Source organism: Nocardia sp. 2TAF39 (assembly GCF_052114905.1).
Classification (GTDB): domain Bacteria; phylum Actinomycetota; class Actinomycetes; order Mycobacteriales; family Mycobacteriaceae; genus Nocardia.
On the sequence record NZ_JBFRFQ010000014.1, the window covers coordinates 141,891 to 162,205 of the forward strand.

A 20,315-nucleotide genomic window follows, 5' to 3' on the forward strand; every position below is an offset into this window, starting at 1 on the left:
CGAGACCAGTCTTCCGTAGCGGCGAGGCGCGTCATCAGCGCGTTTCGAGGGCGAGAACCGGATCCGCGGCGAGCTGACAGACCATTTGGTCCGTGACAGCGGGGGAATCCGCGTGAAGTGTCCGGGAGGCATCGAATACGATTCGACCAGCAGCAATGTGGGTAGGCAATCAGCTGTGCCCGCGAACCGATCCCCAGGGGAGAGACGGAGCATCGTGGCCGACGACATCGACGCAGGCGAGCAGAACGCGGCGCTGACCGAGGAGGCACTGGCCGCGGCCGCGGCGGCCGCCGAGAAGGCGTTTGCCGCTGCCGGCGATCTGGATGCGCTCGCGGTCGCGAAAACCGAGCATCTCGGCGGCCGGGCACCGCTTGCCTTGGCGCAGCGTGCGCTGGGCAGTCTGCCGAAATCGGCGAAGGCCGACGCGGGCAAGCGAGTGAACATCGCGCGCGGCCGGGTGTCCGAGGCGTTCGAGGCGCGCCGTGCCACGCTGCTCGCCGAGCGCGACGCCGCCGTGCTGGTCGCCGAGGCCATCGACGTGACGCTCCCCGCCCGTCGTACGCCGGTCGGCGCCAGGCACCCGATCACGGTCATCTCCGAGCAGATCGCCGACGTGTTCGTCGCGATGGGCTGGGAGGTCGCCGAGGGTCCCGAGGTGGAGACCGAGCACTTCAACTTCGACGCGCTGAACTTCCTGCCCGACCACCCAGCCCGGACGATGCAGGATACCTTCCACATCGCGCCGGAGGGTTCGCGCCAGGTGCTGCGCACGCACACCTCCCCGGTGCAAGTGCGCTCCATGCTGGAACGCGAGCTGCCGATCTACGTGGTCTGCCCGGGCCGCACCTTCCGTACCGACGAGTTGGATGCCACGCACACGCCGGTGTTCTCCCAGGTCGAGGGTCTGGCGGTGGACAGGGGCCTGACCATGGCGCACCTGCGCGGGACCCTGGACGCCTTCGCCAGGGCGCTGTTCGGTCCGGACACCCGTACGCGCATGCGCCCCAATTATTTTCCGTTCACCGAGCCCTCCGCCGAGGTCGACGTGTGGTTCCCGGACAAGAAGGGCGGCGCGGGCTGGGTCGAATGGGGCGGCTGCGGCATGGTGAACCCGAAGGTGCTGATCGCCAGCGGGATCGATCCCGAGGTGTACAGCGGGTTCGCGTTCGGTATGGGCATGGAGCGGACCCTGCAGTTCCGCAACGGCATCCCGGACATGCGGGACATCGTCGAAGGGGACGTGCGTTTCACGCTGCCCTTCGGTATCCGGTCCTGACCTCACCCTTCGATCGAGAGAGCGAAACGTCAAGTGCGAGTAGCGCAGTCCTGGCTGACCGACATCCTCCAGCGCACCAACCCCGACTGGTCGGTGCCGCCGGAAGAGCTCGACGCGGGGTTCGTCCGGGTGGGGCTGGAGGTCGAAGAGGTCGACAAGCTCGAGCGGGTCACCGGTGACCCGGTGGGGAACGGGGAGGGACCGGACACCGCGCGGCTGTTGGTGGTCGGGCGGGTCGCGGAGATCACCGAGCTCACGGAGTTCAAGAAGCCGATCCGATTCTGCAGGGTCGACATCGGCGTTCCCGAGCTGCAGGAGATCGTCTGCGGCGCACGGAACTTCGAGGTCGGCGACCTCGTGGTCGTTGTCCTGCCGGGTGGTGTGCTGCCCGGCGGGTTCCGCATCGCCTCGCGCAAGACCTACGGCCACGTCTCGAACGGCATGATCTGCTCGGTCGCCGAACTCGGTATCGGCAAGGACCATTCCGGCATTCTGGTGCTGGAGCCGGGCACCGCGGAGCCGGGTACCGACGCCAACGAGCTGCTCGGCCTCGACGACACGGTCATCGAGCTGAACATCACCCCCGACCGCGGCTACTGCTTCTCGGTGCGCGGTCTGGCCCGCGAACTGGCCTGCGGTTTCGATCTCGAGTACGCCGACCCGGCCGTGCGAACGCTGGCCGACGACGAACAGGAGGCCTGGCCGATCCGGGTCGAGCCGAGCTCCCAGTGCACCCGTTTCGCGGCTCGCCGGGTCACCGGCATCGACCCGAAGGCGGTCAGCCCCTGGTGGTTGCAGCGCAGGCTGCTGCTGTCGGGCGTGCGCCCGATCTCGCCCGCGGTCGACGTGACCAACTACGTGATGCTCGAGCTCGGTCAGCCACTGCACGCCTTCGATGCCGAGAAGGTATCGGGCGGGCTGGTGGTCCGCACCGCGAACCGGGGCGAGACGCTGCGCACCCTGGACGATGTGCAGCGGGTGCTCGATGCCGAGGATGTAGTGATCGCCGACGATTCCGGCGTCGTCTCCTTGGCCGGCGTGATGGGTGGCGCGAGCACCGAGGTCGGCGCCGAGAGCACCGACATTCTGCTGGAGGCGGCCACCTGGAATCCGCTGCTGGTCTACCGGACCGCGCGCAGGCACAAGCTGGTGTCCGAGGCGGGCAAGCGCTACGAGCGGGTGGTCGATCCCGAGATCAACGTCGCCGCGCTCGACCGAGCCGCCACACTTCTCGCCGAAATCACCGGTGGCACAGTCGAATCCGTGCTCACCGATATACGCCCCACGGTGCAGGCGGTTGGGCCGATCCGCATCGACATCGACCTGGCCGACCGCGTCGCGGGCGTCATCTACCCGACCGGGACCTCGGCGCGTCGCCTGGCCCAGATCGGCTGCCTCGTCGAGGTCGGCGTCAGCGACTCCGGGCACGGCCAGCTGGTGGTCACGCCGCCGAGCTGGCGCCCCGACCTGGCCCAGCCCGCCGACCTGGTGGAAGAGGTGTTGCGGCTGGAGGGGCTCGAACAGATCCCGTCCGTGCTGCCGACCGCGCCGGCCGGCCGTGGTCTCACCCCGGCGCAGCGCCGCCGCCGCGCGGTCAGCCGCGCGCTGGCTTTCGCGGGCTGCGTGGAGGTGCCGGCGCCGGTGTTCCTGCCCGCCGGGGTGTTCGAAACCTGGGGTCTGGACGTCGACGACCCGCGGCGCGCCACCACCCGGGTGGTGAACCCGCTGGACGTCGAGCGTGCCGAGCTGGCCACCACCTTGCTGCCCGGTCTGCTCGAGGTGGCCGCGCGCAACATTTCGCGTGGTGCCCGTGACCTCGCCGTCTACGGCATCGCTCAGGTCGTGCTGCCCGGACCGAACACAAGGCCGGTCGAGGCGCTGCCGGTGGATCGGCGTCCGACCGACGACGAGATCGCCGAACTGCTCGATTCGCTGCCCGCTCAGCCGGTGCACGTGGCGGCCGTCCTGACCGGCCGCCGCGAGCCGCGCGGGCCGTGGGGCGAAGGCCGCCCGGCCGAAGCCGCCGATGCGTTCGCTCTCGCCGACGCTGTCGCCGACGCGGCGGGCGTGACCATCGAACGCCGCGCCGCGGCCTATCTGCCGTGGCACCCTGGTCGCTGCGCCGAGCTTGTGGTCGAGGGAACCGTCGTCGGTTACGCGGGCGAACTACACCCCGCCGTGCTGGAGCGTTCCGGACTGCCGCCGCGCACGTGTGCTGTCGAACTCGATGTGGACGCGCTTCCCTTGCGGGAATCCCGGCCGGTCCCGACGGTGTCCCCGTTCCCCGCGGTGCTGCAGGACGTTTCGGTGAGTGTCGAGAAGACGATCTCCGCGGCGTCGGTCGAATCCGCGTTGCGCACCGGCGGCGGCGAACTGTTGGAGGACATCGCGCTGTTCGACGTGTACGAGGGCGCCCAGGCTGGCGAGGGACGCAAGTCGCTCACCTACGCGCTGCGCTTCCGTGCCACCGACCGGACACTCACCGAGGACGAGGCCAGTGCGGCGCGTGACGCGGCCGTCACCGCGGCGTTCGATGCCGTCGGTGCGGTCCTGCGCGGCTGATTCGCACCGCTGCGGAGCGCCGACAGGGAGGAAGAACGTGGGCATGCGACATCCGGCCAGTCCGATCCTCAACGCGCTGACCTACCTGCCGGAGCGGACGGTGCTGCAGACGCCGGCCGTGCTCGGCATGGATTACACCGAGCTGTCCCCGCGCACGGCGGACGGGGAGACCCTGCATGCCTGGTGGATGCCCGCGCGAAATTCGATCGGACACATCCTGTTCGCGCACGGCAACGCGGGCAACATCGGCGACCGGGTGCCGATCTTCGCGCTGCTCACCGAGGCCGGATTCGACGTGCTGGCCTTCGATTACCGCGGTTACGGACGCAGCACCGGCAGGCCCACCGAGCACGGCACTTACCTCGACGCCCGCGCTGCGCGCAAGGCCATGCTGGCACAACCCGGTGTCGACCCGGATCGGGTGCTGTATCTGGGGAAGTCACTCGGCGGCGGTGTCGTGCTCGAACTGGCGCAGGAGCATCCCCCGGCCGGATTGATGCTGATGTCCACGTTCACCGGCATCCGCGACGCGGCCCGCTCGGTGTATCCGTTCCTGCCCGCACCGCTCGTGCCGAACGCCTATCCGAGCGAGCGTCGCATCCGCGCGCTGCGCGCCCCGGTGCTGATCATGCACGGAGACCAGGACGAACTGCTGCCGCTGCGGCACGCCGAGCGGCTCTACGCCGCGGCGCGGGAGCCGAAACAGCTCGTCGTGTTTCCCGGCGCGGGCCACAACGACCTGATCGTCGTCGGTGGCTCGGCCTGGTACGACCTCGTGCGCGACTGGGCAGGCGCCCTCCTCCGGGTGTGAACCGTTCGCGGTGGTCGCGGCTGCGTAGCCTGGCGGTATGAGTGACAAAAGCGAGATCGCGGGGCGGCTGGCGGCGCTGTCCGATGCGGAATTGGCGGGGGTTCTGCTGGTCGCGACGGCGGGACGCTCCGGGTTCGAAGCGGCGCACGCGGCGCTGCTCGGGCTCGTCGAGGCAGGTGATGTGGGAGCCGTGGCTGATGTGAGTCCTGACACGCCGAGCGCGGCCGCATACGGCCCTGCGGCGGTGCCGGACGTGTCGAGGCAGGTCGGAGACGTTTCCGCGGTACCCGTCGTACCGGTGCCGCCGCCCGGTATTCCGGCACCCGGCTCGGGTGGCGGATATTCGTCGTCCGGCGTTCCTACTTTCGAGTCAGTTCGCGATAAGGTCGAGCAGCGCTTCGGCACCGCCCAGGGGATGGGCGAACTCGACCGGGAGACCCCGGCCGGCCGCCGCGTCGACGAACAATGGGAGGCACGCGAGAAGGCTGCGCGTGCGCGCCTGGATCGGATCCGGAAATCGTTGCACGGCAACGACATCGAAACGCACGAGCCGTAATCCGGACCAGGTGCACCGGACTACGACTGTGATGGGTGGAACTCGATGAGCGAGCCGCGTGAGATCGCCGAACGGCTGCTGGACGCCCAGGTGGAATTCCTCCTCGGCGAGGTGACCGGCGACCGCTTCGCCGAGGTGCTCGCGCGCGACACGGAATCCGTCCTCGAGGTCGCCGACACCCTGGTCTTCCGTGACATCGTCGAGGTCGAGCAGGCCAAGCAGACCGTTCGGACCGTCATCGATCTGATCGGAGGCAGCCCGGTTTTCGCCGACATGGTCGGCGTGTTCGCCGATTCCGTCTACGACCACATCGCCGCCAACCACGATTACACACTCGGCCAGGTGGTCGAGCGCGAGCCGGTAGAGGCGCTGCTGGAGAAGATCTTCGGTATGCACCGAGCCCAGGAACGCATCCTGGACCGGCTCACCGAGAGCCCGCTCGTGGCCACCGTCGCCTCGAAGTTCGTCGACAAGCTGATCAACGACTTCATGCAGGTCAACCGGGAGCGTGCCGAGAAGATCCCTGGCGTCTCCTCGCTCATGTCGTTGGGCCAGTCCGCCGCCAACCGCGCGAAGAAGGTGGCCGACAGCACGTTCGTGGGCGACCTGGCGGGCAAGGGCGCGCTGTTCGCGCTCAAACGCACCAACAACGCCATCCGCGAGATGCTGCGCGACGCCCCGGTGCACGACGCCGCGATGGAGTTCTGGGATCTGCACGCCGACGAACCGGTCAGCGGTCTGCGCGAATACCTGAGTCAGACGGACCTCAACGAGCTGGTTCTGCTCTGCTACGAGATCGCCGTCACCACCCGCGAGAAGGAGTACTTCGGCTTGCTCGTCGACGAGTGCGTCGAGGTGTTCTTCACCAAGTACGGCGACTACACAGTGGCCGGCATGCTGCCCGAACTCGGGCTCACCGGCGACGACGTCGTCAACGAGATTCTGCGCTACGGGCCGGCGGTGATCGAGGGCGCGAAGAAGAACGGCGTCCTGGCCGGGCTGATCCGCGAGCGTCTCGCGCCGTTCTATACCTCCGACGCGGTGCTCGGCATCCTCGCCGACAAGTAGCGGCGTGCCGGTTCAGTGCGCCCGGATGCGACCCCGAAGGGTTGCAGGCAGGCTAGTCCGGGTCCCACGCGATCGGCCGGGGGCATCAGGGTCATCGCGCACCAGGGTGGGTTCGTCCGTCCATGCCATCGGCCGGGTTGTCGTTTACTTCGGCAGTGCCGGGACGATGGCCTCGCCGGCGCTCTGCAAGCGAGCGCACGGGTCGGCGCTTGTCTTGTTGACCAGCGTCAGCTGCAGCAGCCCCTGCGCGGCGGGGAACAGCACATCGCACATCTGATCCTTGGCCGCGCCGTCCACCCGGAACTGGCGTCCGGTGCGGCCGGCGATCGTGACGTCCTGGAAATCGACGTTGCCCGGCCTCCGCTCGAACTCGGCCACGGTCCCGCTGGTGGAGAACACGCCGAGGGTGTAGTCGGCGCCCTTCCATCCGCAGATCTCCCAGCCGGGCTGCTTGACGCCACCGACACCGACCTGCTTGGTCGCCGGGTCGAGTCCGGCGGTGGTCAGTGCGGTGTCGGGAATTCCAGTGCACGGATCGAACAGCTGCGCCGCCGCGCCGCTCGTGCGCACAGCCTGCGTCGTGGACGCGGCCGGTGACCCTTCGTCCGAGTTACCACAGGAGGCGAGTCCGAGCACAAGTGCTGCCGCCAAGGGGATCAACGTTATTCGGTGCGCCATCCCGCCCTCTCGCCCTCCGATGTATCCGGGCCGGACTGTATCAGACCCCGTAGCGGGCCTGACAGGGGGCGAAGATGGATGGCCGTCGGCGACAGTCACAGTCCAGAAGCAGAGCCGGATTCTGCCTTCAGGAGCCGTCGGCCGCGCGATCGCCCGACAACTGGTACTCGGAACGGATCTTGCCAGGGCTGACGTCGGCAGCACTATGACCGCTCCGTGTCGGGACCGCCACGTTGTGGGAAAGCAGGACATGTTGGTCGCCGAGCTGGGCGAACTCCGCGCTTTCGTTGCAGCCCAACAACTTCCAGCGTGTCAGCAGGTCGCACCGATGACCGACCCGTTACCGGGAAAGGCATACCGGACGGAAGTTTGCGCCGACGGTCCCAGCATTCGGCCGTCCCCGCACTGGGAAATCGGATGGCTCGAGCCGAAGTAGCATCCGTGCGATGAAGCAACTGTTGGGTGTTCCCCCCGCGTTGCCGCGCGGATGTCGTGTTGCCTCGAATGCAATGCCGTAGCCGATGAGGAAGGCGCCCGACACGTGGACCGAGAAGCATACCTGAACGAGATCGTCGACGGGATGTTCGGCGACAAGCGGCCGGACGAGATCGCGCCTTGCCCGTTCACCGATGCGGAGATTGCCGAACTCGAATCCAGCGACGAACTGCTCGTCTATGTGCCTGCCGAGCTGTCGGCACGGGATTTGTGCGAGCTGTTCGGCATCCAGGCGAATATAAATTTCGATGTCGAAGCGAATATGATCCGCACCGTCATGGTGAGCGAATCGCATTGGTTCGTCACCTCCGCCGCCAAGGTACCGGAGCTCATCGGAAGCAGCGGAAAATACGCGAAGCGTGAATATGACGACGAGGGTCTCCACGGCCTCGATCTGCGGCGGTACCTGTGTTTCTGTGCCGCCTTCATGGCTCGGAACGGCACTTTTCCGGACCAGGCGTACTGGACCTTTCTGCTCTCCGGGAGCTATGACCGCAGTGGCATTTCCATCGTAGGTTTCGACGCTTGGGGAAATCTGTCCCATCACGGCTGGATGCGGAATTTCGAGGCGAAGTTCTGCGGCGCACGCTATGCGGTGCTGGCGCCGCGAATCGAACTCCTTCCGCAAACCGTCGACCTGCCACGCGCGCGCAGGGGTGTGCACGGCAAACATGGCGGTGATGAAGCGGGATTGGATCGGCGCCGGTGACGAGGAATCCTGTTGCGCGCACGACCAGGACGTCGTCCGGCTGGCCGAGCTGGGCAACCGCGTAGTCGCACACTTCGTCACCCGTCGGCATCCGAGCCGTCGCGTGCAGCCGTGGCGTGACTCGACTTCTCTCCGATCGATCGCCGCTCGTGCGAGATCCGAACTCCCATCGCTGGGATGGGGGACCCAGGCGCAGCAGCAATCATGGACCGGTAAACATTCAGCAATATTGCGAGGTTCGGAAATGGGCGATTGGGCACCTGGTGACCAAGAATCGGTGACGGCCGGTGTCGACTTCACGCCGGAACTGTTCGAGTTGGCCGCGGAGATCCCGTACCGGAAGTATCTCGAACCTGGAAACTTCTTCCGCGCGGTCGGCGATATTTCCGGATGTACAGTGCTCGACCTGGCCTGTGGCGACGGGGTGTACACGCGTCGGTTTCCACCGCTCGGTGCGGCTCAGGTTACCGGCGCCGATCTCGACCCGGCGTTGATCGAGCACGCGCGAGACCTCGAACGAGCGCATCCGCGCGGTATCGAGTACCTGGTCGCGGATGTGGTCGAGATGGGAAAGATCGGTGAATACGACCTGGTCGCGGCGGTGCATCTGCTCCAGTTCGCGACAAACGAAGCGCAGCTGGCCCGCATGTGCCGGAACGTCTTCGCCAATCTCGGATCCGGTGGCCGCTTCGTGACGATTGTCGGGGACTCCCGATACCGGACCGATAAGTGGAGCTCAGCCAGGAATTTCGGGAAATACGGAATCGCGGTGACCCTTCCGCGAAACCCGCGGGACGGTGACGAAATCACCATCGAGATCAATACCGATCCCTCGTTCGTCATCACGAACGTCTTCTGGTCACGAGAAACCTACGAGCGGGTGTTGTTCGATTGCGGATTCCGTTCGGTACAGTGGGTTCCACTGGTCCCGCCTACCGACGCGGACGCTGGTCCACCCGAATTCTGGCAGAGCTACCTCGACAACCCGCATATCGCGATCGTGGACTGCCGGAAATAGAGCCTGCCCTGCGCCCGTTCCGGCGGGCGACCCGGCCGGTTGTCATGGGTGGTCGGCGTGCGGTGGAATGTTGTGGTTGTATCGGAACATATTGCGTGGATCCCATGCGCTTTTGATGTCGCGCAGCCTTTTCCAGACTTCGGCGGAGTAGGCGTCGGGGACACGGTCGGTCTCCCCTTCGGCGAGGAAGTTGGAATACGCTCCCGCGATCTGCGGCTCGACACGTCGCCAGCAGTCGGCCAGCCACTCGAGGTTGACGGCATCTGAATCGACGTCGTTCCACATTCCCACGATATTGATCATGTAGGGCGCATCACGAAAGGACACGGCGGTAGCATCGCCGGCTACCCGTACGACCGCACCGCCCATCTGATGCACGTGGATCTGGGTCATCGGCGACGGTGCACGGGCAGCGAAGTCGACGAGCAGGTCGATCAGTTGGCCGGTGAGCCCGGGCAGATATCCGGACTTCCAATAGTTGCGCGAGCCGTGCGGCGCTGTCGGGTCCTGCATCGACTGCAGGTCACAGTAGGGCATGGCGGCGGTGAGGTTCAGATCCGGAGCTCCCAGCGCTGCCAGCAGGTCACCGGTGCCGGCCTCCGCGGTGATGTCGCATACCGCGACGAGCAGCACCGGCCTTCCGCGCAACCGCTCGGGAACGAACGGCTGGTCGGGGGCGGTGGTCAGCACGACGAGCGTGGTGACGGTGTCCGGGCACCGCTCGCAGTAGCCGGCATAGCGTCGGAGCACCTCGGCGGCTCGATCGAGGGAATACATGACAAATCCACCGACGACCGTGCCGACCGGGTGCAACCGATACGTGAAGTGGGTGACGACGCCGAAGTTGCCGCCACCGCCGCGCAGCGCCCACAGCAGATCGGGGTGCGTCTCGTCGGAGGCCGTGATCAGGTCACCGGCCGCCGTCACCAGGTCGACCGAGACGAGGTTGTCGCAGGTGAGGCCATAGCTGCGCATGAGCCAGCCGACACCGCCCCCGAGGGTCAACCCGCCGACACCGGTCGTGGAGACCATGCCGCCGACCGTGGCGAGTCCGTGTACCTGGGTCGCCTGATCGACCGGCGCCCAGGTCGAACCGCCCGGGGCGCGCACGATTCGCCGCTGCGGATCGACCCGCAACCCGCCGAGCAGGCTCAGGTCCAGTACGAGTTCGTCGTCGCAGGTGCCGGTGCCTGCGACATTGTGTCCGCCACCCCGAACGGCCAGCGGTCGCTCGAGCTCTCCGGCGAGCCGGACCGCGGCCTGCACGGACGCGATATCCGCGGGGCGGAGTACGAGCAGGGGGTTCCTATCGATCATTCCGTTCCAGACCCGGCGTACCCGTTCGTAGTCGGGCTGGTCACGATCGATGATGTCGCCGCGGAATCGGGTGCCGAGGCGGGCTCGGAGACGAGTGGGCTCATCGGCCATTGTCATGCTCCCAGGAGGATGGATGCGCACATATCGCTGTCAGGTATTGGTGGTCGGGCTGGGGGTGATGGGCAGTGCCTGCGCCGATGCGTTGGCGCGGCGTGGGCTGTCGGTGCTCGGTGTGGAACAGGACTCCACGCTTGGCGGGAGGGGAGCCTCGTTCGGCGGTTCCCGGCTGCTACGAGAGCATCCTGACCGCCCGGCCTTGACTGCCGCGGTGCGGGACGCTGCCGCGCAGTGGTCGCGACTGGAACACGATGCCGGTCGCCGGTTGTTCGTGCGCACCGGCGGTGTGACGGTGGGGACGATGCCCGGCGATGCCGCGGGGCACCGAATGCTGCACCCCGCGGAACTGCGCCGGATGCTTCCCGGTATGCGGATCGAAGCCGATGAGTCGGGGTGGTACGAGCCGCATGCGGGAATCCTGCTGGCGGAAGACTGCGTCGATGCACTGCGGGCACGGGCCGTCGAGCACGGGGCGACACTGCGATTCGGCATTGAAGCACAACCGGATTCGGTCGGGTCGGATACCGAGGGACCACTGCGGGTACGCGTCGCCGACGAGATCGTGGAGCCGGATCTACTGGTGCTGGCGACCGGCGCGTGGGCCGCGGTGTCGGGTCTGCGCGCAATGCCGAAACTGACCGTGGAACAGGCCGTGATGCACTGGCTCGACGACCCCGTTCCGGCCCCGGAGCCGTTCGTGATCTTCGACCGCGATCCGACGCCGTTCGGGGTGTTTCCCGCCGTGGCGGGCCAAGCCGTGAAATTCGGTCGCTTCTCCACCGGAATGCTGGTCGATCCTCGATCCGCCGACGCCGTTGTTCCGCCGGACGTCGTTACCGCGGACATCGCCGCGTTGCGCGCACGGATGTCCGGGGTCTCCTCGTCACCTGCCGTCCGCTCGCGGGTGTGCCGGTACACCCACACCGCCGGCGGTGCGTTGACGCTCGCCCGGATCACCCACAGCGCCACCGCAGTCTGCGCGTGTTCCGGCATGGGGTTCAAATTCGCTCCCGTAATCGGTCAAGCAGTGGCCGACGTACTGCTCGACGGCCGCACCTCGTATGCGACCGGCGCACTCACCGTGTCGGACCCGGACTGAGCCACCGGGACGTCGGCGTGGGGTACGGACCGGCCGATCGCAGTGTCGGACAGGTCGACCGGCGCATCAGCGCCGTGGATCATCGTGGTGACGATCTCGGCGGTCACCGGGGTGAGCAGGAGGCCGTCGCGAAAATGCCCCGCCGCCACCACAAGACCGTCGAGACCGGGCGGCCTGCCCAGATAGGGAACGCCGTCCGGAGTGGACGGTCGCAGCCCAGCCCAGTGCGCCACGATCGGTGCTCGCGCGAGCCTCGGCGCGAAAGCAAGTGCGCCGTCGATGATTTCGTGCAGTCCACCAGCGGTGACGCGTTCGTCGAAGCCGACGTCCTCGAACGTCGAACCGACCACCCAGCGGCCGTCCGCCCGGGGAATGAGGTAGTGGTTGCCCTCCCCGAGCAACATCGCGCCCGCACCGGCACCCACATCGAAAGGCATTGTCACGCAGAGCAACTGCCCACGAATCGGGCGCACAGTGACCATGCTGGACGCGAGTGGGTCCAATAGCTGACCAGCCCAGGCGCCGGCGCAGACGACTACCTCCCGAGCGTAGATGTCCGCACCGGTGGCGAGCCGGACACCAGTGACCCGCCCCTTGCCGACGAGCAGCCGGGCCACCGGATCGAACGGGCGAACGGTGATGCGGTCGCTGCGCCGTGCGGCGTCGACCAATGCCTTCATCAAGCGCGGCGGGCGCACCTGCCACACATCCGGTTGATACAGGGCCCGGTCCGCTCGGTCGGTCGCCACTGGTGTGAGCGCGGCGATCCCGTGCCGATCTATCCATTCGCATGGCTGACCATGGGTGCTCAGCCATGCTCTGCTCTCCTCGGTGGCGGCCTCGCTCGACTGGGACAGGACCAACCGCACCAAACCGCTTCGGCGCACTTGGACGTCCATCCCGGAATGCTGCTCCACCTGCGCGGCGAAGTCCGGCCACAACGCCCAACTGGCCGCGGCGAGCGCCCGCAGTGGCTTCGGTGCCGCCTGCGGGAGGATCAGGGACAACGAGCCGGAAGCAGCCCATGACGCCTTCCGGCCGGGCTCGCCCGCATCCACGACCGTGACCGCGGATCCCGCACCGGCCAGCCGATGTGCCACCGCCAGACCGACAGCTCCGGCGCCGATGACGACCACATCGGGGTTCATTGCGCCGTCCATCCGCCGTCTACCACCAATCCGTGACCCACCACATACGACGACAGCGGCGAGCACAGCCACAGCACCGCTTGGGCGACCTCGCCGGGTTCAGCGAACCGCCCGATGGGAGTCGCGGCACGCAGTCCTGCCGCGGCGTCCGGGTCGTCACCGAGGAAGCGATCGAGCATGCCGGTGCGCACCGGCCCGGCGCATACGGCGTTGATCCGTATTCCGCGGCCGATGTACTCCAGGGCGGCCGACCTGGTCAGACCCAGAATGGCGTGTTTGCTGGCGGCATAGGCCGCGGACCCGCGAATCCCGACCATGCCCAAGGCCGAGGACTGGTTGACGATGGTGCCGCCGCCTCCGGCCAGCATCGACTCCAGTTCCCGCTGCATGCACTGCCACAGCCCGGTGACGTTGACCGTCCACAGCCGTTCCAGATCGGCACCACTCGAGTCCGCGGTATCGGCGGGTGCACAGGTGATACCGGCATTGTTCACCGCGCAGTCCAGTCGCCCGAATGTCCGTGCGGTGAAATCGACCGCCTCGGCCACGTCGTCCGGCCGGCGGACATCCGCACGGACCGCCACGGCTTCGGCGCCTGTCGTCCGAATGTATTCCGCGACATGCTCGGCGGAATCCCGGTCCACATCGGTGACGACAACGGCCGCGCCCGCCGCGGCCAGGGCAATCGCACAGGCTCGACCGATACCCGCGCCCGCGCCCGTGACCAGCGCGGTCCGGTCACGCATCGACGCGTGCGGCGCCGGATCAGTCGACGGCGGGTTCATGTCGGGCCTTGTTTCGACGGAGACGCCGAGGCGATGGACCAATGGCTTTCATCGGTCCGCACAGTTGGGGATTCGCGGGTGAAATTTCCGTAGACGGTCTCGATATAAGGTTCTGTTTCAAACGATTGCGCCATTCCTGAACCAACGGTTGTCGCCGAAGTTGACAGTGAAATCTACTTCCCCCGGCTGGCGCATGCATTCCCATTAGCGAGAAGATGCTGCTCGTCGGCCGTGATCAACCTCCGCGGGACGCAATATGCGGATTCGGTTGACGTAACTCCAACTCCCCCTCGCGGATTCGGTTTCGGAAGCCCTGAGAGCGGTGCGTGTGCACACAGGGTGAGGGCCTGCACCGCTGAGGCCCTGCGACCCTCCGTAGCGCCTCCGTCGGATTCTCGTAGCCGCCGACACCAATCGTCGGCTGCTTCGCGGTGGTCTCGCGCAATCGACCGGGCGGCCTCGGTCGACTTGCTTGCCCAGCGACGCGAGCCTGCGCGGTCATCGGACGTACCGTCCACCACACACGCCCCCGGCGAAGCCGGTACCGCCGCCTTTGTCCTCGGGGTGGAGCCGTCGAGCACGAGGGCGTGGCAGGATACGAACCGCTTTTCACCCGATCACGCGGGCTACTCGAAGCTTTACAGATCGGCGTAACATCCAGTCGGCAAAGACATCTGATCCGCTGTCCGCATTCGGGCAACTCGCTGATTCGATAATTGTCGGTCACCGGAGAGGTTGCTGTTGCAGGGCCTTTCGGCTGGCGTCTCGGTCAGCACTCCTTGTTCCGGGAATGAATTCACGGCTGATTCACAGCTTGCTCTGATCGAGCCATCAGCTCGAATTCTGTAAATTCGCTGGCTGAACCGGCGAGCAGGACGGTTATCGGCAATAGCGGCGATCAAGATCAGAAAAGGCAGTTCTCTCATGGCGTTCGGCACCAATTTCGGCGAAGAGACCGTCTTCGGCTTCGGCAACGGACGGGCGAATGGTCGTCCGACTCCCGACCGCCCGCATGGCGACACCCCCGCCGAGACCGGCGCCTGGGCGCACGATCAGGCCGAATTCGGCGTCGGTGAGCAAGCCGGCGGCATCGCCGTCGGTGCCACGTCAGCGCCGATCGGCGACGGTTCCGTGGGCGCGGAGGAAGTGCGCGTAAGCGAACAGAACGCCGACCTGGCCGTGGCACAGATCCGGTTCGGACCGGCGTTCGAGGCCGGCGAGCGCACCCACGTCGCGGACCACAGCGCGGCCGTCGCCAACGCCGCCACCCCATTCGGCACCGAATTCTCGGCCGACCGCAGCGACCATGTCGCCGACCACAGCGCCGCGGAATCCGGCGTCGTCACCCCGTTCGGCAGCGCCTTCGAATCCGACACGCAGACCCATATGGCCGACGACGGCGTTCACCTGGCCCGTTCGGTGACCCCGTTCGGCTCCGACCTTTCCGACTCAGAGATCACACACATCGAGGATGACAGCCGCCACATCGCGACCGTAAACAGCTGGTTCGGCACCGGCTACGAGAACGTCGACGATTCGCACCAGGAGACCGACACCCAGCACAGCAGCCACTCCATCACCGGACTGTTCGGCTCGGCGCAGCATTCGGTGGATGCCTTCCACACCGACTCCGACGCACGGCATGTCGCCGAGGAGCGCAGCCCGTTCGGCGGCTCCGAGACCGTCGAGGCCAGCCACCACGAGGCCGACCACTACCACGCCGTGAATGCCGTGAGCACTCCGTTCGCCTCGGCCTCGGAGACCGTGGACCGCACCCACACCGAGGATGACAACCTGCACGTCGATCGAGGCGACGGCTGGTTCGGTACCGGCTACGAGAATGTCGATGCGTCGCACAACGAGGCCGACGACCAGCAGGCGGTCCACGTAGTCGATGCCCCGTTGGCCGCAGGCTTCGAGGCTGTTGACCAGTCACACACCGAGTCGGACAACGTGCACGTCTCGGAGCAGACCGGCTTGTTCGGCAGCTCCGAAAGTATCGACGCGGACCACCACGAGTCCGACGGCTACCACGCCGTCGACGTGGTCAATACCCCCTTCGACTCCGCCTCGGATGTCGTGGACCGCACCCACACCGAGGATGACAGTCTGCACGTGAACCGCGAGACCGGCATGTCCGGCGGCTCGCAGACCATCGACTTCGCACATAGCGAGACAGACGACCAACTGGTCACCCACGCGGTGAACACCCCGTACGGCGGCGGTTTCAACGCCGTGGAGCAGTCCCACACCGAGTCGGACAACCTGCACGTCTCGCAGGAGACCGGGCTCTTCGGATTCGGCCAGGAGACCGTCGACGCCTCGCACACCGAGACCGACGACCAGCTGGTCACCCATGCGGTGAACACCCCATTCGGCTCGGCCTACGAGTCGGTGGACGAATCGCACTCGGAGTCCGACACGGTGCATGAGACCGATACCTCGCTGACCGGGTTCGGACCAAGCCTCCAGACCGTGGATGAGCACCGGGTCACCGAGGACAGCATCCGGTTCACCGGCGGCGCCTCCACCCCACTCGGCGGCGGGAACGGCTCCCTTGTAGAGACCAGGGTGGAGCAGGACGACGTGCACTCGGTCAGCGCGGTGCTCGGACCAGGGGCGCCTGCGTTCTCAGCGACCGTGGAGACCAGCGTCGTCCAGGACAGCGTGTCCGCCGACGGCGCGCCGGGCGTCCCGGTCGGCGGCGCGATGGGCGTCGAAGTCGGTGTCGACATGGGCGACGTCGACTTCGAGTTCGGCGTGAACGTCGGCGGCGGGATCGGCGCCGAGGGCCCTGGTTCGCCGGGTGCCTTCGGCGACTCTCACTACCACCCCGGTTTCGGCGACGCGAGCCACCGCGGTCCAGGCTTCGGCATCCACCGCGAGGGCATCGGGTTCGATGGGTCCGACCGCGGCGGTCTTCACGATGATGGCCACCGCGAGGGCATCGGGTTCGACGGGTCCGACCGCGGCGGTCTTCACGATGATGGCCACCGCGAGGGCATCGGGTTGAACGGCTCCGACCACAGCAGCCTCCACCATGACGGTGCTGGTTTCGGTCCGGGATTCCGAGATGGTCACCACGGTGGTGCCGGATTCGGTGGAAATGCCGGCGGGCAGCTCGGTTCCGGGGAGCCCGGCAGGGCGCCGGTCGCGGATTTCGGGCACGCGCACGCCGGCGTCGGCCAGTTCGGCACTGATGCGGTGCTCGGCTTCGGCGGGCACGCCGGTGCGCACCCGGGTGCCGGAGGCCATGCCGACGGTGATTTCGACGGCGGCCGGCCCGGTTTCCACGGGCACGCCGGTATGAGCCCGGGTGTCGGAGGCCATGCCGACGGTGATTTCGACCGCGGCAGGTCCGGCTTCGGCGACCAGGATCGCGGCGGACACAACGGCGATCGGGACAACCGGTCCGGCTTGCACGGTGGCGACAACCGGGGCGACGACCAGGACATTCGTCATGGTTCGTCCCAGGGCGGCGGTCAGCTCGGCGATTCCCGGCCTGCGTCGGCCATCGGCGGCAACGCGCCGTCCGCGGGTACCGGCAATGCCCCATCGGCCGACATCCGCGCGAGCTTCTCGCAGAGCACCGCGGGCACCGCCGCGACTGCGAACAGTGCGGCGCAGAACGCTGGCTTCTCGTCGAACGTGGCGACCAACTCGGCGGCGAATCTCGGCGCGACCGGCAGCACCTCGCTGACCCAGTCGTCTCTGGGTCAGTCCACCGGCCCGGCCGTGGCGCACACCGCGGCCACCGTCGCCACGGTGGCCGCCGACGCGTCGGCGGTGCAGCCGGTGGTGGCGACCCCGGTGGCGGCGTCGGCGTCGAACGCCGCCGGCACCTCGCTGGCGTCCACGGTGTCGCAGGCGACCAGCACCGATGCCCGGGCGGCCGCGACGATCAGCGCCTCGACCACCGGCACTTCGCACACGTCGACCACCGGTTCCACCGGCACCGGCTCGGCAACCACCGGCGCCACAATTCCCACTGCCACCACCCAGGTCACGGCCACCACCCAGACCACGGCGACCGCCGCCACGGACGGCTCGCACTCGGCCACCACCGGCCCGGGCGCGACTTCGGGTTCGACGGCGACCACAGGGCCCACGGAGACCACACACTCCACCGCTCCAACCACGAGCGACAGCACCGGCACGCCGAGCAGCTCCGGTGCAGCCCCGAAGGCGGATCTGGGCGGCAGCGCCGGCGGCAACGTGAGCTCGCACACCAGCGACAACGTGACCCAAATGCAGTCCGGCAGCACCGCGTCGACCTCGGCGCCCTCGTCGAGTTCGACAGGCACCAGTAGCGACACTTCGCACAGCGGGTCGGGTGCGACCGCGCCGACCACCGCGGCGAGTGCGCCGTCGGCAGGCACGTCGGCCTCGACCGGCGCGAGCACGTCGGGGTCGGCCGCTACCCACAGCGATGTGACCAGCTCGACCGACACCGGCCACCCTGCGGCGACCACGGCCACCCACACCGATGTCACCGCAGGCACGAGCAGTACCACCGACCACAGCGGGCTGACCGATTCGCACTCGAGCCCCCTGTCCAGTGGACTGACGTCCGGCACCGAGTCGACGGTCCACCCGACCACCGACGCGAGCCACGACGCCACCCTCCTCCAGCACTGAATCGCCCGGTCCCGCACATGCCGCGATCCGGCGGGGTCCGAAGCCCCAGAGAGGTACTTCTTTCACCGTGAGCACGCCTACCCGGGTCGCCGAAGTGTCCGACGCGATCACCTCGATGACCGAAATCCTCACTGAACTGCAGTCGGTGACGGAGACCGTCGGCCGCGCCGACCTGGCCCGGCGGCTGACCACGGCCCGCCGCCGCATCCGCGACAACCACCTGCGCATCGTCGTGACCGGAGAATCCGGCAAGGGGCTCAGCTCGATCGTCAACGCCCTGGTGGCCGCGGATGTGTGCCCGGTCGGGCAACGCACGCAGGCACCGGCGGTGATCGAGCACGGTGAGGCGTTCCGCACGGTCGCCCGGCGCGGCGGCCAGCTGACGGTGACCGCGCCGGCGCAACTGCTCGCCGACGGTGTGATCCTGGTCGACACCCCCGGTCTCACCGGAATCGAGTCCAGCTCCGCGACGGCGATCCTGGACTTGCTCGGGACCGCCGACGCGGTGCTGTTCGTGTCCGACGCCGCGCACGAGTACAGTCCCGCAGAGATCCGCTATCTGCAGCGGATCCACCACGTGTGCCCGGTGGTGACCGGCGTGATCAACAAGATCGACACCAACCCGCGGTGGGGCGACGTGCAGAAGGCCAACCGGAAGCTGCTCACCGAGGCGGGCTTGGACCTGCCGCTATTGCCGGTGTCCACCGACCTGCACCGGTCCGGACACCGGGGCGACAACGCGGATGGAATCGTCGAATCCGGCATCCCGCAGCTGGTCGACTACATCCGTGACTATCTGCTGGCCCGCGCCGACGTGGTGGCCCGGGAGTCGGTGATCCACGATGTCCGGGTGGTGTCGGATCAGGCGACCCTGGCGCTGAATTCGAAGTTGTCCCGGCTGCAGGACCCCCAGCTGGGCATGGCGGCCCGCGCGCATCTGGAGCACGCCCGCCAGGCCGCCGAGGCGCTGGGCAAGCGGACCTCCAACTGGCAGTACGCGCTCGGCGACGGGGTCACCGAACTGAACGTGGCCGTCGAGCACGATCTCCGTATCCGGCTGCGCGCGCTGATCCGCGAGGCCGAGCAGGACATCGCGAAATCGGATCCGGCCAAACGCTGGGCGCGGTTCGGCACCTGGCTGGATGACCGCGTCGCTACCGAGGTGGGTGAGAACTTCCAGCTGGCGCAACGCCTTTCGATAGAGCTGGCGAACACCGTGGCGGTGAAGTTCGCCGACGAAGAGCGGCACGCGGTGCCGCGCATCCGCATCGCCGACACCCAGTCGGTGCTCGGCGGCTACGGGCAGCTGGAGGAACTCGACAGCGCCAAAGGCTCGGTGGCGCAGCGGGCGGTGAACGCGCTGCGCGGCTCCTACAGCGGCGTGCTCATGATCGGCGTGGCCACCACGCTGGCCGGCTTGGCTTTGGTGAACCCGTGGTCGATCATCGCCGGTGTGATGCTGGGCGGGCACACAGTGTGGGAGGACTTCAAATCGGTGAAGCAGCGCCGCCAGCTGGAAGCGAAGATCGCCGTCGGCAAGCTGATGGACGAGGTTTCCCTCCAGGTCGGTAAAGAGTCCAAGCAACGGCTGCGCGAGGTGCAGCGCACGCTTCGCGATCACTTCACCGATGTCGCGGATGCCCACAGTCAGAAGGCAAACGACGCCATCGCCGCGGCGGCTCACACCGTCGACCGTCACGAGGCCGACCGCCGCGACCAGCTGTCCACGATCGCCGCGGACCTGGAACGCCTGCAGCGCATCCGCGTTCGCGCCACTGGCCTGCTGGAAGCGGCGCCCGCCGGCTAGGTCACTCCGCACCGTCGTAAACTGCCCGGAATGGGCAGACATCGCACCCGAAATCGCGCCGCACTGTAGCAACCCACCGGGCTTGTCGTGCCGAATCCCGTTCAGCCCTTGACCAGCTCGGGGGCCGTGGTCTCGGGCTTGTCGGCTTGTTCCGGGATGACGGCCCGGCTCGGCAGCAGCACTGCCATGACGATCACGATCAGCGCCAAGGCTGCGGAGACGAGGAAGGCC

At 67.6% G+C, this 20,315-nt stretch carries 14 protein-coding genes; 10 read left to right on the plus strand and 4 right to left on the minus strand.

The features are described from left to right. Positions 1-214: 214 nt before the first annotated feature. The 5 genes from pheS to AB4Z47_RS11515 are packed head-to-tail and all read left to right on the plus strand — an operon-like array spanning position 215 to position 6,273. A complete protein-coding gene (pheS, locus tag AB4Z47_RS11495; RefSeq protein ID WP_441950168.1) occupies positions 215-1,276 on the plus strand; it encodes a phenylalanine--tRNA ligase subunit alpha in 1,062 nt (353 codons plus the stop codon). Positions 1,277-1,309: 33 nt separating this feature from the next. Next, positions 1,310-3,838 carry a phenylalanine--tRNA ligase subunit beta gene (pheT, locus tag AB4Z47_RS11500; protein WP_441950169.1) on the plus strand — a complete coding sequence of 843 codons (2,529 nt, stop codon included), beginning with the start codon at positions 1,310-1,312 and terminating at the stop codon, positions 3,836-3,838. 43 nt (positions 3,839-3,881) lie between these two features. Next, positions 3,882-4,649 carry an alpha/beta hydrolase gene (locus AB4Z47_RS11505; protein ID WP_441950207.1) on the plus strand — a complete coding sequence of 256 codons (768 nt, stop codon included), beginning with the start codon at positions 3,882-3,884 and terminating at the stop codon, positions 4,647-4,649. Between the two features lie 37 nt (positions 4,650-4,686). Continuing rightward, positions 4,687-5,205: a hypothetical protein gene (locus AB4Z47_RS11510; RefSeq protein WP_441950170.1), complete on the plus strand. Its 519-nt coding sequence runs from the start codon at positions 4,687-4,689 to the stop codon at positions 5,203-5,205. A gap of 45 nt (positions 5,206-5,250) precedes the next feature. Further along, positions 5,251-6,273, plus strand: a complete 1,023-nt coding sequence (locus AB4Z47_RS11515; RefSeq protein ID WP_441950171.1) for a hypothetical protein — start codon at positions 5,251-5,253, stop codon at positions 6,271-6,273. 144 nt (positions 6,274-6,417) lie between these two features. Here AB4Z47_RS11515 and AB4Z47_RS11520 read toward each other — a convergent pair whose 3' ends face one another. After that, positions 6,418-6,924: a DUF3558 domain-containing protein gene (locus AB4Z47_RS11520; protein ID WP_441950172.1), complete on the minus strand. Its 507-nt coding sequence runs from the start codon at positions 6,922-6,924 to the stop codon at positions 6,418-6,420. A gap of 568 nt (positions 6,925-7,492) precedes the next feature. Between AB4Z47_RS11520 and AB4Z47_RS11525 the strand changes: the two genes are divergently transcribed. Both AB4Z47_RS11525 and AB4Z47_RS11530 read left to right on the plus strand, forming a co-directional pair. Continuing rightward, positions 7,493-8,155 (plus strand): hypothetical protein, encoded by a 663-nt coding sequence (locus tag AB4Z47_RS11525; RefSeq protein WP_441950174.1) that lies wholly within the window; start codon positions 7,493-7,495, stop codon positions 8,153-8,155. Between the two features lie 244 nt (positions 8,156-8,399). Continuing rightward, the gene (locus AB4Z47_RS11530; protein ID WP_441950175.1) at positions 8,400-9,173 is read left to right on the plus strand and encodes a class I SAM-dependent methyltransferase; all 774 of its coding nucleotides are present in this window, start codon (positions 8,400-8,402) and stop codon (positions 9,171-9,173) included. Positions 9,174-9,215: 42 nt separating this feature from the next. On the opposite strand, the gene AB4Z47_RS11535 is transcribed toward AB4Z47_RS11530, so the two are convergent. After that, a complete protein-coding gene (locus AB4Z47_RS11535; RefSeq protein ID WP_441950177.1) occupies positions 9,216-10,601 on the minus strand; it encodes an FAD-binding oxidoreductase in 1,386 nt (461 codons plus the stop codon). Positions 10,602-10,623: 22 nt separating this feature from the next. Here AB4Z47_RS11535 and AB4Z47_RS11540 point away from each other — a divergent pair, with 22 nt between their 5' ends. Further along, positions 10,624-11,706, plus strand: a complete 1,083-nt coding sequence (locus AB4Z47_RS11540) for an FAD-dependent oxidoreductase (protein ID WP_441950179.1) — start codon at positions 10,624-10,626, stop codon at positions 11,704-11,706. Here the strand turns inward: AB4Z47_RS11540 and thiO are convergent. Both thiO and AB4Z47_RS11550 read right to left on the minus strand, forming a co-directional pair. After that, positions 11,628-12,854, minus strand: a complete 1,227-nt coding sequence (thiO, locus tag AB4Z47_RS11545; RefSeq protein ID WP_441950181.1) for a glycine oxidase ThiO — start codon at positions 12,852-12,854, stop codon at positions 11,628-11,630. The genes AB4Z47_RS11540 and thiO overlap by 79 nt on opposite strands. Beyond that, positions 12,851-13,639, minus strand: coding sequence for a glucose 1-dehydrogenase (locus AB4Z47_RS11550; protein WP_441950183.1), 789 nt, complete (start codon positions 13,637-13,639; stop codon positions 12,851-12,853). Before AB4Z47_RS11550 ends, thiO begins: the two co-directional genes overlap by 4 nt. A 924-nt stretch (positions 13,640-14,563) precedes the next feature. Here AB4Z47_RS11550 and AB4Z47_RS11555 point away from each other — a divergent pair. Both AB4Z47_RS11555 and AB4Z47_RS11560 read left to right on the plus strand, forming a co-directional pair. Continuing rightward, entirely contained in the window at positions 14,564-18,277 is a 3,714-nt protein-coding gene (locus AB4Z47_RS11555; RefSeq protein ID WP_441950184.1) for a hypothetical protein, read from the plus strand. Between the two features lie 67 nt (positions 18,278-18,344). Further along, positions 18,345-20,084 (plus strand): dynamin family protein, encoded by a 1,740-nt coding sequence (locus AB4Z47_RS11560; RefSeq protein WP_441950186.1) that lies wholly within the window; start codon positions 18,345-18,347, stop codon positions 20,082-20,084. Positions 20,085-20,315 lie beyond the last annotated feature (231 nt).